Origin of the sequence: Bradyrhizobium sp. Ce-3 (genome assembly GCF_022835695.1) — a bacterium.
In the GTDB taxonomy this organism is placed as follows: Bacteria; Pseudomonadota; Alphaproteobacteria; order Rhizobiales; family Xanthobacteraceae; genus Bradyrhizobium.
On sequence record NZ_BQUV01000006.1, the window covers coordinates 90,722 to 103,676 of the forward strand.

The window sequence follows — 12,955 nt, forward strand, 5'->3', positions numbered from 1 at the left end:
GTCATTCCGGGATGCGCCGCTTGGCGCAGGCCCGGAATCCATAACCACGATCGTGAGTATGGATTCCGGGCTCGCGCTACGCGCGCCCCGGAATGACGCGTTGAGAGAAGCGAATCATGACGGCTAACTCCGAAATCTCTCCGCAAGGCGTGATCACCGGTCCACCCGAGCCGGCGCGCAAGAATATCATGGACCGCTTCATCGATTCGATCGAATGGGTGGCGGCCTTCTTCGTCGGCGTCGTCGCGCTCAACACCTTCACCGCGGTGTTCATGCGCAAGTTCTTCGCGGTGACGATCCCCGACTATTACAATTTCGGCCAGTTCCTGCTCGGCATCCTGATCTTCTGGGGTATCGCCGCGACCAGCTATCGCGGCACCCACATCACCGTGGATCTGGTCTGGGCCAACGCCACGCCGCGCCATCAGCGCTGGATCGATATCTTCGCGACGCTGGTGCTGCTGTTCGTGGTGAGCGTGCAGACCTACACGCTGGTCGACAAGGTGATCGACACCAGGAACAGCCACATCGTCACCATGGACCTCGGCGTGCCGGTGTGGCCGTTCTTCCTGGTGTCGTGGATCGGCGACGTCTCGGCGGTGCTGCTGATCGCGATCCGCACCTACCGCCTGATCTTCCATCCGGAAGATATCCATGACGCCAAGATCAAGACCGCGGAGTAGACGGCCATGAGTCTCGACCTCAGTCCCGAGGCCGTCGCCGTCATCGGCTTTGTCAGCCTGTTCGTGCTGATGCTGTTGCGGGTCCCGGTCGGCATGGCGATGGGCCTCGTCGGCATCACCGGCTTCGGCTACCTCACCGGCTTTGCCCCGGCGCTGAAGCTGGTCGGCCAGACCACGATGCGCACGGTGACGGATTATTCCTTCGGCGTGATCCCGATGTTCCTGCTGATGGGCGCCTTCGTGTCCGTCTCCGGCATCAGCCGCGAGCTGTTCCGCGCCGCCAACACCTTTGTCGGCCATTGGAAGGGCGGGCTCGGCATCGCGACGATCGCGGCCTGCGGCGGCTTCGCCGCGATTTCAGGCTCGTCGGTGGCGACCGCCGCGACCTTCTCGGCGGTGGCCTATCCCGAGATGCGCCGCTTCGGCTATCCGCAGTCCTTCGCCACCGGCGTGATCGCGGTCGGCGGCACGCTGGGGGCGATGCTGCCGCCATCCACCGTGCTCGCGGTCTACGGCATCATCACCCAGCAGGACATCGGCAAGCTGTTCATCGCCGGCGTGGTGCCGGGCCTGCTCGCGATCCTGATGCACATGATCACGATCGGCATCATCGGCGTGACGCGGCCGGGCTTCCTGCCGGCGGGCAAGAAGGCGTCGTGGCATGAGCGCTTGATGGCGCTGCGCGACGTCTGGTCGCCGCTGCTGCTGTTCCTGTTCGTGATCGGCGGCCTCTATGGCGGCTTCTTTGTCCCGACCGAAGCCGGCGCGGTCGGCGCGGTCGGCGCCTTCGTCATCGGCATCCTCAGAGGCAAGCTGACCAAGGACGGCATCCTGCAATCGCTGCTGCAGGCGACGCGCACCGCGGCCGCGGTGTTCACCGTGCTGATCGGCGCGCTCTGCTTCGGCTATTTCCTCACCATCACCCAGACGCCGCAGAATGTCACCGCGTTCCTCACCGGGCTCGGCATCGGCCCCTATGGCGTGCTGGCGCTGATCCTCCTGATGTATCTGGTGCTCGGCTGCCTGATGGACGCGATGGCGATGGTGATCCTCACCGTGCCGATCGTGTTTCCGGTTGTCACCGCGCTCGGCTTCGACCCGATCTGGTTCGGCATCATCATCGTCATGACGGTGGAGCTCGGCCTGATCCATCCGCCGGTCGGCATGAACGTGTTCGTGATCAAGAGCGTCATCAAGGACGTCAACATGTCGACGATCTTCGTCGGCGTGCTGCCGTTCGTGATCACCGATCTGATCCGGCTGGTGATTCTGATCCTGTTCCCGCTGCTTGCGACCTGGCTGCCGCAGCGCATGATAGGTTAGGCATGATCCCGGAAAAGTGGACCCGGTTTTCCGAAAGGATCATGCCTGAAATATAGGTTCTTTATGACCCCCGAACTTCAGACCAGATACGTCTTCACCATTACCGCCCGGATTGCGGAGGTGACGTCCGTCGGCGACATCGGCAGCGGCGTCCGCCGCATCATTCCGATCGTCGGCGGCGAGGTGAAGGGCGAGGGGATCAACGGCAAGGTGCTCCCCTTCGGCGCCGACTTCCAGATCATCCGGCCCAATGAGCTGATCGAGCTGGAGGCGAAATACGCCTTTGAGACCGACGACGGCGCCGTCGTCTATGTCGAGAACAAGGGCATCCGCTTCGGGCCGGTCGAGCTGTTGCAAAAGCTCAAGCGCGGCGAGCCGGTCGACCCGAAGCTGATCTATTTCCGGACCGTGCCGAAATTCGAGACCGGTGCCGAGAACTACCGCTGGCTGATGCAGCACATCTTCATCGGCTCCGCCGCCCGCCATGCCGACCGCGTCGTGATCGACGTGCATCAGGTGTTGTAGAACTCCGCCCTTATCCTCCCCTGGAGGGGGAGGATCGACGCGCATGCAATGCGTGGCGAGGTGGGGTGATCTCTCCGCACGGGCACCGATCGGGTGGAGAGACCGTCGCCCCACTCCGGCTCCCATTCCGCTGCGCTCCATGTGAGCTGACCCTCCCCCTCCAGGGGAGGGTGAAGGCTGTCCCTTATTGACTCCTGCGCTAATCGTTATAAAACATAACTATTCTAACCAGGAAGCAATAACACCATGGGAAACGCTGCCGACGCGGGTGACGCCTCGCTGCTCACGATCGAGACGCGGGGCGCGGTGCTGACGGTCGGGCTCAACCGGCCCGCCAAGCGCAATGCGCTGAACGACGGCATCATCCTGGCGCTGCGGGATTGCTTTTCCGCGATTTCAGACGACATCGGTGCCGTCGTCATCCACGGCATCGGCGATCACTTCTCGTCCGGCCTCGATCTCTCCGAACTGACCGAACGCGACGCGACCGAGGGCCTGGTGCATTCCCAGATGTGGCACCGCGTGTTCGACCGTATCCAGTATTGCCGCGTGCCCGTGATCGCTGCGCTGAAGGGCGCGGTGATCGGCGGCGGGCTGGAGCTGGCCTGCGCGGCGCATATCCGGGTCGCCGAGCCGTCGGCCTATTTCGCGCTGCCCGAGGGCCAGCGCGGCATCTTCGTCGGCGGCGGCGGATCGGTGCGGCTGCCGCGCCTGATCGGTGTGCCCAGGATGGCCGACATGATGCTCACGGGCCGGGTCTATTCGGCGACCGAGGGCGCCGCCTACGGCTTCTCGCAATATCTCACCGAGGCTGACGGCGCACTGCCGAAGGCGCTGGAGCTCGCCGAGCGCGTCGCCGCCAACGCGCCGCTGACCAATTTCGCGGTGCTTCAGGCACTGCCGATGATCGCCGAGGCCAATCCGCAGACCGGCCTCCTGATGGAATCGCTGATGGCGACGGTGGCGCAGAGCGACAAGGAAGCCAAGAAGCGGATCCGCGCCTTTCTGGATCGCAAGACCGCCAAGGTGAAGCCGACATGAGCGCCACTTCGCCCGCGTCCGCTGTGAGCGCGCATCCGCTGCGCCCGATCTCGTTCGGCAATCCCGACGTCACCGTCGAGCGCCGCGACGACGGCACGATCTACCTCCGGCCAAAGCTCAAGCTCGCCGACTTCCCGCTTCGCCTCACGGATCGCCTGCATCATTGGGCGGAAGCCGAGCCGAGCCGCGTCTTCATGGCCGAGCGCGCCGCCGGCGGCGGCTGGCGCCAGATCAGCTACGCGCAACTGCTCGAGGCCGTCAGGCGCATCGCCTCGGCGCTGATCGCGCGCGGATTGTCGGCCGAGCGGCCGATCGTGATCCTGTCGGGCAATTCGATCGATCATGCGCTGATCGCGCTCGGCGCGCTCTATGCCGGCATTCCGTTCTGTCCGGTATCGCCGGCCTATTCGCTGGTGTCGCGCGACTACGGCAAGCTCAGCTTCGTCATCAAGCTCTTGACGCCCGGCCTGGTCTTCGTCGACGACGCCGACAAATTCGCCGATGCGCTGCGCGCCAATGTCGGCCCCGACGTCGAGATCGCGGCCAGCCGCGGCACCGTGGCCGGCCGCGGTGTGACGCGGCTCGCCGGCCTGATGGCAAAGCCGGAGGATCCGCGCCTCGACGCGACCCATGCCGCAATCGGTCCGGACACGATCGCGAAATTCCTGCTGACGTCGGGCTCGACCGGCAATCCCAAGGCCGTCATCAACACCCAGCGCATGATCTGCGCCAACCAGGTGATGCTGCGCGAGACGCTGGCGTTCCTGAAGGACGAGCCGCCTGTGATCGTCGACTGGCTGCCGTGGAATCACACATTTGGCGGCAACCACAATGTCGGGCTGACGCTGTTCAACGGCGGCTCGATGTATCTCGACGAGGGCAAGCCGATGCCCGGCGGCATCGAGGAGACGGTGCGGAACCTGCGCGAGATCTCGCCGACGGTCTATTTCAACGTGCCCAAGGGCTATGAGTCGCTGCTGCCCTATCTGCGCGACGACGCAGCTCTCCGCGCAAAATTCTTCCACCGGCTGCATGCGATGTTCTTCTCGGGTGCCGCGCTGTCGCCGTTCATCTGGAACAGCCTCGACGAACTCGCCGTGCAGGAGAAAGGCTATCGCGTGCCCATGCTGACCGGCCTCGGCGCTACGGAGACCTCGCCGTTCTTCATGTCGGTGCGGCCCGATACCAGCCGCTCCGGCCATGTCGGGCTTCCGGTGTCGGGCAACGACGCAAAGCTGGTGCCGAACAACGGCAAGCTCGAGGTGCGCGCCAAGGGTCCGAACGTGACGCCGGGTTACTGGCGGCAGCCCGAGCTGACTGCCAAGGCGTTCGACGAGGAGGGGTTCTACAAGTTCGGCGATGCGCTGAAGCCTGCCAACGCCGGCGATCTCGATGCCGGGTTTGATTTCGACGGCCGCATCGCCGAGGATTTCAAGCTGGCGAGCGGCACCTGGGTCAGCGTCGGGCCGTTGCGGGCGCGCTTCGTCGGCACCTGCGCGCCGCTGGTGCGCGATGTCGTGATCGCGGGGCTGAATCGCGACGAGCTCGCCGCGATCGTGATCCTCGATCTCGACGGCTGCCGCCTGATCAATCCGGCGCTGGCCTCGGGCGACATCGCGGCCGCGGCTAACGATCCGCTGGTGCGCGCGGCCTTCCGTGAACGCTTCGCGCGTGTCCTTGCCGGCGCCACCGGCTCGTCGAACCGGATCGCGCGGGCGATCCTGCTCGACACGCCGCTGTCGATCGACCGCGGCGAGGTCACCGACAAGGGCTCGATCAACCAGCGCGCGGTGCTGGAGCATCGCACCGACACCATCGACACGCTCTACGCGCCGGTGCCGCCGGCATCGGTGATCAAACTCGTCTGACCATTCAAGGAGAGAATGCCATGCAGTTGAAGGACCAGGCCGCCATCGTCACCGGCGGCGCATCGGGATTGGGCGCGGCGACCGCGCGCCGTTTGGCCGCGCAGGGCGCCAAGGTCGCAGTCTGCGACCTCAACGCCAAGCTGGCCGAGAGCGTCGCCGCCGAGATCGGCGGCATTGCCGTGGCCTGCGACGTGGCCGATGCGGCCGCCGCCGAAGCCGCGGTCGCTGCCGCCGCCAAGGCGCATGGCCCGGCGCGCGTGCTGGTGAACTGCGCCGGCATCGGGGTCGCAAAGCGCGTGATCGGCCGCGAGGGGCCGATGGCGCTCGCCGATTTCGACAAGGTGATCAAGGTCAATCTGATCGGCTCGTTCAACATGTTGCGGCTCGCGACATCAGAGATGGCGAAGCTCGAGCCGCTCGCGACCGGCGAACGCGGCGTCGTGATCTCGACGGCTTCGGTCGCGGCCTATGACGGCCAGATCGGGCAGGCGGCCTATTCGGCCTCCAAGGGCGGCATCGTCGCGATGACCCTGCCGATCGCGCGTGAGCTCGCGCAATTCGGCATCCGCGTGCTGACCATCGCGCCCGGCCTGTTCATGACGCCGTTGCTGGCCGGCCTGCCGCAGGAGGCCCAGGATTCGCTCGCCGCCGCGATCCCGTTCCCGCGTCGGCTGGGCCAGGCCGACGAGTTCGCCTCGCTGGCGCTGCACATGATCGACAATCCCTATCTGAACGGCGAAGTGGTGCGGCTCGATGCCGCGCTCCGGATGGCGCCGCGCTGACGCATGATCCGGGGGAGCATGACGCGCCTCCGGATCGCCCCTGCTCGATCGAGGATAAGCCATGTTCGTCAACCGGCGCGATGTACAGATCCAGTGGGGCGATTGCGACCCCGCCAACATCGTCTATTACCCACGCTACTTCGCGATGTTCGACGACTCGACCTCGATCATGTTCGAAGCGGCCGGCTGCTCGAAGCAGGACCTCGTCCACAAATACGGCCTGGTCGGCATTCCCATGGTCGACACAAGGGCGAAATTCCACATCCCGTCGACCCATGGTGACTGGATTACCATCGAGAGCCGGATCGAGAGCATCAAGCGCTCGAGCTTCGAGGTGGTGCACCGCGTGTTCAAGGGCGAGGCACTGGCGATCGAGGCATTCGAGACCAGGGTGCTGGTCGGCCGTCACCCGGACGATCCCGCCAGGCTGAAATCGGCGCCATTTCCGCAGGAGGTCATCGACCGCTTCATGAAGGGCTGACTTGCCGTCCTTCATGACCTAAAGAAGGGGCTGAATTGGCCCGCAAAACTGGTTTAAACCCAAAAAACTTAATCGCAGGGAGGAATGAATGAAGAAGGCCACTCTCGCCGCCGCGGCGCTTGCAGCTGCTATCGCGCTGCCGGGCGCGCCCGCGCTGGCGCAGACCAATGAAATCACCATCGGCATCTCGATCTCGACCACGGGGCCTGCCGCGGCGCTCGGCATCCCCGAGCGCAACGCGCTCGATTTCGTGCCGAAGGAGATCGGCGGCGTGCCGCTGAAGCTGATCGTGCTCGACGACGCCGGCGATCCGACGGCGGCGACCACCAATACGCGGCGCTTCGTCACCGAGTCCAAGGCCGACATCATCATGGGCTCCTGCATCACGCCGACCACGATCGCGGTGTCGACGGTGGCCAACGAGGCCGGCATCCCGCATTTCGGCCTCGCGCCGTTCCCGATCAACGACGCCCGCGCGAAATGGTCGGTCGACCTGCCGCAGTCGATTCCGATCATGGGCAAGGTGCTCTACGAGCACATGAAGGCGCACAACATCAAGACCGTCGGCTACATCGGCTATTCGGATTCCTACGGCGATCTCTGGGTCAACGACTTCAAGGCGCAGGCCGTGCCGATGGGCCTGACCATGACCGATGAGGAGCGCTTCGCGCGTCCGGATACGTCGGTCGCGGGCCAGGTGCTGAAGCTGGTCGCCGCCAATCCCGACGCGATCCTGGTCGGCGCCTCCGGCACCGCCGCGGCGCTGCCGCAGACCGCGCTGCGCGAGCGCGGCTACAAGGGCTTGATCTACCAGACCCACGGCGCCGCCACGATGGACTTCATCCGCATCGCGGGTGCGTCGGCGGAAGGCGTCATCATGTCGGCCGGCCCGATCATGTCGCCGGAAACCCAGCCCGACAGCGCGCTGACCAAGAAGCCGGGCCTGACGCTGAACGCGGCCTATGAAGCCAAATACGGCGCCAACAGCCGCAGCCAGTTCGCCGGCCACTCCTTCGATGCCTTCGAGGTGCTGAAGCGCATCATCCCGACGGCGCTGAAGACCGCCAAGCCCGGCACACCGGAATTCCGCGAGGCGATCCGCCAGGCGTTGATCTCCGAGAAGGAGATCGTCGCGAGCCAGGGCGTCTACAATTGGACCGAAAAGGACCGCTACGGCCTCGACGACCGCTCGCGCATCCTGCTGACGGTCAAGGACGGCAAGTACGTCCCGGCGATGTAAGCTGATCGCCATCCACGAAGCGAAGAAGCCGGTCCCAACCAGGGCCGGCTTTTTTCTTACCCTCCCCTGGAGGGGGAGGGTCGCTTCACGTCGCGGCAGCGATGTGAAGCGGGGTGGGGTGACGGTCTATCGTCGTCGGTGGTGTTTCAACGCCACGGCTTCCGCCTCGCGAGCGCCGTAGATCTCGACATAGATCCGCTCAAGCACGGCGTTGAGGTCGGCCGTGATCTCCGAATTCCAGAACCGGATGACACGATAGCCCTCTTTCTCCAGCCACTCCTGTCGCTCGTGATCGTGCTTCGCGGTTTCATCGTCGTTGTGATGTCCGCCGTCGAGTTCGACGATCAGCCGTTTGGCCGGGCAGAAGAAGTCGACGATATAGGGACCGATCGGAGCTTGCTTTCGGAAATGCGTGCCCTCCGTCGGCAGCTCCTTCAGCGCGCGCCATAACATCCGCTCGTGCGGCGTGGCATTCGCGCGGAGCTTCTTCGCAGCCGCTCTTCGGATCGATGCTGAGACCATTTGTGCGGCTTCACCCCACCCCGATCGCACCCGCGATGCTGTGCATCGCGCGCGCTCGACCCTCCCCCTCCAGGGGAGGGTGAAGTGGAGTGCAATCGTTGCGCGAATGCAAGCATGGTCAGAAATCTTTATCTGAGGTCGCAGCCGTCTTCATCCTCCCCTGGAGGGGGAGGATCGCCGCGCATGTAATGCGCGGCGAGGTGGGGTGACAGTCTCTCTGCGGTGGAGCTGCGCGTCCTAGATCGCGCTCTCGCCTTCGTGCTGGAAGCCGAGATAGCTCGCGGCGACGCCCTTGTTGGCGGCGATCTCCTTCGCGGTGCCCGACAGCACGAATTCGCCGAGCTCCATCACATAGGCGCGATCGGCGATCTGCAGTGCGGCCTGGGCGTTCTGCTCGACCAGCAGCACCGAGACGCCGGCGGCGCGGAGCTCGCCGACGATGCGGAAGATGTCGGCGACGATGATCGGGGCGAGGCCGAGGCTCGGCTCGTCCAGCATCAGGAGTTTCGGCGCGCCCATCAGCGCGCGGCCCATCGCCAGCATCTGCTGCTCGCCGCCGGACAGCGTGCCGGCGAGTTGCTTGCGGCGTTCCTTGAGCCGCGGAAACAGCGTGTAGACCCGCTCCAGCGAGGTCGCCGCGACCGCCTTGGCGATCCGGAAGGCGCCGAGCTCGAGATTATCCTCGACATTCATGGTGCCGAACAATTCGCGATGCTCGGGCACCAGGCTGAGGCCGGTGGCGACGCGGTCCTCGATATCTGATGGTGCCATGTCGGTGCCGGCAAAGGTGGTGCGGCCCTTCAGCGGCAGCACGCCCATGATGGCGTTCAGAAGTGTGGTCTTGCCGGCGCCGTTGGCGCCGATGATGGTGACGATCTCGTTCTCTCCAACGTCGAGCGAGACGCCGCGCACGGCCTCGACCTTGCCGTAGGAGATGTGTACGTCGGTCACCGTCAGCAGTGCACTCATGCGGCGGCTCCGAGATAGGCCTTGATCACGTCGGGATTGCGCTTGATCGCGGCCGGCGTACCCTCGGCGATCTTGGTGCCGAAATCGAGCACCACGATGCGGTCGGCAAGGTCCATCACGAACCCCATGTCGTGCTCGACCAGCAGCACCGACATGCCGCCGTCGCGCAATTGCCGCAGCAGCGCGGCGAGCCGCTGCTTCTCCATGTGGCGCAGGCCGGCGGCCGGCTCGTCGAGCAGCAGCAGCATCGGATCGACGCACAGCGCGCGCGCGATCTCGACGATGCGCTGCTGGCCGAGCGACAGCGAGCCCGCGAGCTGGTCGATCTGGTCGGACAGGCCGACGCGCGCGATCTGCCGGGCGGCTTCCGCCAGCAGCTTCGCCTCGTCGGCGCGGTCGAGCCGCAGCATGCTGGAGATCGCCCCGGAATTGCCGCGCAGATGCGCGCCGATTGCGACGTTCTCCAGCACCGTCATGTCGGGCACCAGCTTGACGTGCTGGAAGGTCCGGCTGACGCCGAGCTTGACCACCTCCTGGGGCGGCGCATTCGCAACTTCCTTGCCGTGGACGGCGATCTTGCCGCTGGTCGCGGCCAGGACGCCGGTGATCAGGTTGAAGGTCGTGCTCTTGCCGGCGCCGTTGGGGCCGATCAGCGCGACGATCTCGCGGGCGTTGACGTCGAACGAGACGTCGTTCACCGCGAGCACGCCGCCGAACTGTTTTCGCGCTTTCTCGACGTGCAGCAGCACCGGCGACGTTCCGGGTGCGCGCTCGCGGTGCTCCAGCTTCACCGATGTATCCGGCGGCTTGCGGGCAGGCTTGAATGGCAGCCACGACATCAGCCAGGGCCAGACGCCTTGCGGCGCGAGCTGCAGCAGCAGCACCAGCATGATGCCGAACACGATGGTCTCAAGCTGGCTCTGGCCGCCGAAAATGTAGGGCAGATAGCTCTGCAGCACCTCTTTCAGGATCACGACGATGCCGGCACCGAGCACGCCGCCCCAGACGTAACCGGCGCCGCCGACCACGGCGATGAACAGATATTCGATGCCGGCCTGCGCGCCGAACGGTGTCGGGTTGGCGGCGCGCTGGAAATGTGCGTAGAGCCAGCCGGACAGGCCGGCCAGCACCGCGGCATAGATGAACACCAGGAGCTTGGCACGCGGCGTCTGCACGCCGAAGGCTTCGGCCGCGATATGGCCGCGGCGCAGCGCGCGGATCGCGCGCCCGGTGCGGGAATCCAGCAGGTTCATGGTGAGTAGCGCCGAAATCAGCACCGCGACCCAGATCGCGTAGTAGATCGTGTCCGGGCTCAGCATCCTGAACGAGCCGATCGAGAGCGGCGGAATGCCCGAAATGCCGTCGTTGCGGCCGAGGAATTCGAGCTTGCTGAACAAATAGAACAGCCCGATGCCCCAGGCGATGGTGCCGAGCGGCAGATAGTGGCCGGACAGCCGCACCGTGACGAGGCCGAGCAGCACCGCCGCAATGCCGCTGACCAAAAGCGAAGCCGGCAGCGTCAGCCACGGCGAGACGCCGTAGGCGGTGGTCAGCACCGCGGTCGTGTAGGCGCCGAAGCCGCAGAACGCAGCCTGGCCGAACGAGGTGAGGCCGCCGACGCCGGTGAGCAGCACGAGCCCCATCGCGACCAGCGCGGCGAGGCCGATATTGTCGAGCAGCACGATCCAGAACGGCGGGATGCCGGGGACAAGCGGGATCACCGCCATCACGAGCGCGAAGATGATGAGAGGAAGCCGCTGCGTCATCGCGCTCAATCCTTCTCTTCTTCGACCTGCGGCGCTGCGAGCGAGCGCAGCACCAGGACGGGAAGGATCAGCGTGAACACGATGACTTCCTTGAAATTGCTGGCGTAGAACGACGAGAAGGCCTCGACGATGCCGACCACGATGGCCGCGACCGCGGTGAGGGGATAGCTGACCAGGCCGCCGATGATGGCGGCGATGAAGCCCTTCAGGCCGATCAGGAAGCCGGTGTCGTAGTAGAGCGTGGTGATCGGTACGATCAGGATGCCGGAAATGGCGCCGATCACGGAGGCGAGCAGGAACGCGATCTGGCCCGACAGCGTGGTGCGGATGCCGACCAGGCGGGCGCCGAGGCGGTTGACCGCGGTGGCACGCAGCGCCTTGCCGGTCTTGGTGTAACCGAAGAACAGCCATAGCGCGACGATGAAGCCGACCGTCAGGCCGTAGACGGCAAGGCTCTGGCCGGTGAAGCGCAGCGGACCGGCGGTGACCGCGGCACCCGACAGCGCCGGGCCGCGCAGGCCCTCGGCGCCGAAGAACACCAGGCCGAGGCCCTGCAGCGCCAGATGGCAGCCGACCGAGGCGATCAGCAGCACCAGCACGGAGGTGTGCGCAATCGGCTGGAACGCGATGCGATAGAGGAACAGCCCGATCGCTGCCACGATCAGAAGTGCGAGCGCGATGTTGACGGCGATCGGCGTATGAGGACCAACCAGCGCATAGACGAGGCCGAGCAGCGCGAAGGGAAAGACGATGTTGAGCGCGACCGAGCGCATCACCAGCTTGGCATGCAGCGCCTTGCGCGCGAAGAACAGGTCAAGCGCGAAAGCGACGAGGCCCATCGCGACCGCGAGGCGCACCGTGCCGGGCACCTGCCCGGTCGCCAGCATGGCGTAGCTCAGCGCGCCGTAGGTGACGAATTCGCCCTGCGGGATCAGGATCACCCGCGTGACCGCGAACACCAGCACCAGGGCCAGCCCGAGCAGTGCGTAGATTGCGCCATTGGTGATGCCGTCCTGCAGTAGGAACAGCATGATCGTTGTGTTCAAGGCCGAGCGCTCCCCCTCAAGCGTCGGACCGCCGCGGCCGGCTGTGCCGGCCGGGTCGGCCGATATCGGCTGTTGATAGCCGCCGATATTTGATATAGTGCATAACGATTATTAGATATAATCTCAAGGTCCCCGAGCGTCCCGCGGGGTTTTTGTACCGGGATTGCGAGCCTGGAGCGATGACTGTTTCCAAGACCGCCTCCGATGCCGTCCGGTCGCCGCGAGCCCTGCGCAGGGAACCGGTCGATCCTGCCGGGGACGACAGCATGCTGCAACTGGGCGAACTGTCCGGGTTGCTCGGCTATTCGCTGAAGCGTGCCCAGCTCAAGGTGTTCGAGGACTTCCTGCGCTGCGTCGCGCCGCTGCAGCTGACGCCGGCGCAGTTTTCGGTGCTGCTGCTGCTCGACAAGAACCCGGGCCGCAACCAGACCGAGATCGCCAATACGCTCGGCATCCTCAGGCCGAATTTCGTCGCCATGCTCGACGCGCTGGAGAGCCGCGACCTTTGCGCGCGGATGCGCTCCACCAACGACCGCCGCTCCCACATCCTGGTCCTGACCGACAGGGGGCGCGCCGTGCTGGCGCGCGCCAAGAAACTGGTCGCCAACAAGCACGAGGCGCGGCTGATCGAGGTGCTCGGCCCGGCCAACCACGCCGCGCTGCTGGAAATGCTGGCGAAGCTCGCGCAGGAGTTTTGACTTTTCGTCAT

At 65.5% G+C, this 12,955-nt stretch carries 13 protein-coding genes; 9 read left to right on the forward strand and 4 right to left on the reverse strand.

Annotated features, from left to right (window positions below; genetic code table 11):
* Window positions 1-116 precede the first annotated feature (116 nt).
* From BRSPCE3_RS21200 to BRSPCE3_RS21235, 8 genes are all read left to right on the forward strand, one after another.
* A complete protein-coding gene (locus BRSPCE3_RS21200; protein ID WP_244068040.1) occupies window positions 117-683 on the forward strand; it encodes a TRAP transporter small permease in 567 nt (188 codons plus the stop codon).
* A gap of 6 nt (window positions 684-689) precedes the next feature.
* Window positions 690-2,006, forward strand: coding sequence for a TRAP transporter large permease (locus BRSPCE3_RS21205; protein WP_244068041.1), 1,317 nt, complete (start codon window positions 690-692; stop codon window positions 2,004-2,006).
* Window positions 2,007-2,069: 63 nt separating this feature from the next.
* Window positions 2,070-2,531, forward strand: a complete 462-nt coding sequence (locus BRSPCE3_RS21210) for a DUF3237 domain-containing protein (RefSeq protein WP_244068042.1) — start codon at window positions 2,070-2,072, stop codon at window positions 2,529-2,531.
* 246 nt (window positions 2,532-2,777) lie between these two features.
* Entirely contained in the window at window positions 2,778-3,572 is a 795-nt protein-coding gene (locus BRSPCE3_RS21215) for a crotonase/enoyl-CoA hydratase family protein (protein WP_244068043.1), read from the forward strand.
* The gene (locus BRSPCE3_RS21220) at window positions 3,569-5,440 is read left to right on the forward strand and encodes a feruloyl-CoA synthase (RefSeq protein ID WP_244068044.1); all 1,872 of its coding nucleotides are present in this window, start codon (window positions 3,569-3,571) and stop codon (window positions 5,438-5,440) included. The genes BRSPCE3_RS21215 and BRSPCE3_RS21220 overlap by 4 nt, the downstream gene beginning before the upstream one ends.
* 20 nt (window positions 5,441-5,460) lie before the next feature.
* A complete protein-coding gene (locus tag BRSPCE3_RS21225; RefSeq protein WP_244068045.1) occupies window positions 5,461-6,222 on the forward strand; it encodes an SDR family NAD(P)-dependent oxidoreductase in 762 nt (253 codons plus the stop codon).
* A 61-nt stretch (window positions 6,223-6,283) separates the two neighbouring features.
* Window positions 6,284-6,703 (forward strand): thioesterase family protein, encoded by a 420-nt coding sequence (locus BRSPCE3_RS21230; protein ID WP_095731507.1) that lies wholly within the window; start codon window positions 6,284-6,286, stop codon window positions 6,701-6,703.
* Window positions 6,704-6,791: 88 nt separating this feature from the next.
* The gene (locus BRSPCE3_RS21235; RefSeq protein ID WP_244068046.1) at window positions 6,792-7,943 is read left to right on the forward strand and encodes an ABC transporter substrate-binding protein; all 1,152 of its coding nucleotides are present in this window, start codon (window positions 6,792-6,794) and stop codon (window positions 7,941-7,943) included.
* 126 nt (window positions 7,944-8,069) lie between these two features.
* Here BRSPCE3_RS21235 and BRSPCE3_RS21240 read toward each other — a convergent pair whose 3' ends face one another.
* The 4 genes from BRSPCE3_RS21240 to BRSPCE3_RS21255 all read right to left on the reverse strand — a co-directional run bounded on the left by BRSPCE3_RS21240 (window position 8,070) and on the right by BRSPCE3_RS21255 (window position 12,246).
* A complete protein-coding gene (locus BRSPCE3_RS21240; RefSeq protein WP_244068047.1) occupies window positions 8,070-8,465 on the reverse strand; it encodes an endonuclease domain-containing protein in 396 nt (131 codons plus the stop codon).
* Between the two features lie 237 nt (window positions 8,466-8,702).
* Window positions 8,703-9,434, reverse strand: a complete 732-nt coding sequence (locus BRSPCE3_RS21245; RefSeq protein WP_244068048.1) for an ABC transporter ATP-binding protein — start codon at window positions 9,432-9,434, stop codon at window positions 8,703-8,705.
* Window positions 9,431-11,200, reverse strand: a complete 1,770-nt coding sequence (locus tag BRSPCE3_RS21250) for an ATP-binding cassette domain-containing protein (protein ID WP_244068049.1) — start codon at window positions 11,198-11,200, stop codon at window positions 9,431-9,433. Before BRSPCE3_RS21250 ends, BRSPCE3_RS21245 begins: the two co-directional genes overlap by 4 nt.
* A gap of 5 nt (window positions 11,201-11,205) precedes the next feature.
* Complete coding sequence (locus tag BRSPCE3_RS21255; protein ID WP_244068050.1) at window positions 11,206-12,246, reverse strand: branched-chain amino acid ABC transporter permease; 1,041 nt, start codon at window positions 12,244-12,246, stop codon at window positions 11,206-11,208.
* Between the two features lie 179 nt (window positions 12,247-12,425).
* Here BRSPCE3_RS21255 and BRSPCE3_RS21260 point away from each other — a divergent pair, with 179 nt between their 5' ends.
* Window positions 12,426-12,944, forward strand: a complete 519-nt coding sequence (locus BRSPCE3_RS21260; protein WP_244068051.1) for a MarR family winged helix-turn-helix transcriptional regulator — start codon at window positions 12,426-12,428, stop codon at window positions 12,942-12,944.
* The last annotated feature ends 11 nt before the right edge of the window (window positions 12,945-12,955 follow it).

Coding starts and splice junctions, on each gene's coding strand:
- BRSPCE3_RS21200 (WP_244068040.1), top strand. CDS start 117: ATGACGGCTAACTCCGAAATCTCTCCGCAAGGCGTGATCACCGGTCCA.
- BRSPCE3_RS21205 (WP_244068041.1), top strand. CDS start 690: ATGAGTCTCGACCTCAGTCCCGAGGCCGTCGCCGTCATCGGCTTTGTC.
- BRSPCE3_RS21210 (WP_244068042.1), top strand. CDS start 2,070: ATGACCCCCGAACTTCAGACCAGATACGTCTTCACCATTACCGCCCGG.
- BRSPCE3_RS21215 (WP_244068043.1), top strand. CDS start 2,778: ATGGGAAACGCTGCCGACGCGGGTGACGCCTCGCTGCTCACGATCGAG.
- BRSPCE3_RS21220 (WP_244068044.1), top strand. CDS start 3,569: ATGAGCGCCACTTCGCCCGCGTCCGCTGTGAGCGCGCATCCGCTGCGC.
- BRSPCE3_RS21225 (WP_244068045.1), top strand. CDS start 5,461: ATGCAGTTGAAGGACCAGGCCGCCATCGTCACCGGCGGCGCATCGGGA.
- BRSPCE3_RS21230 (WP_095731507.1), top strand. CDS start 6,284: ATGTTCGTCAACCGGCGCGATGTACAGATCCAGTGGGGCGATTGCGAC.
- BRSPCE3_RS21235 (WP_244068046.1), top strand. CDS start 6,792: ATGAAGAAGGCCACTCTCGCCGCCGCGGCGCTTGCAGCTGCTATCGCG.
- BRSPCE3_RS21240 (WP_244068047.1), bottom strand. CDS start 8,465: ATGGTCTCAGCATCGATCCGAAGAGCGGCTGCGAAGAAGCTCCGCGCG.
- BRSPCE3_RS21245 (WP_244068048.1), bottom strand. CDS start 9,434: ATGAGTGCACTGCTGACGGTGACCGACGTACACATCTCCTACGGCAAG.
- BRSPCE3_RS21250 (WP_244068049.1), bottom strand. CDS start 11,200: ATGACGCAGCGGCTTCCTCTCATCATCTTCGCGCTCGTGATGGCGGTG.
- BRSPCE3_RS21260 (WP_244068051.1), top strand. CDS start 12,426: ATGACTGTTTCCAAGACCGCCTCCGATGCCGTCCGGTCGCCGCGAGCC.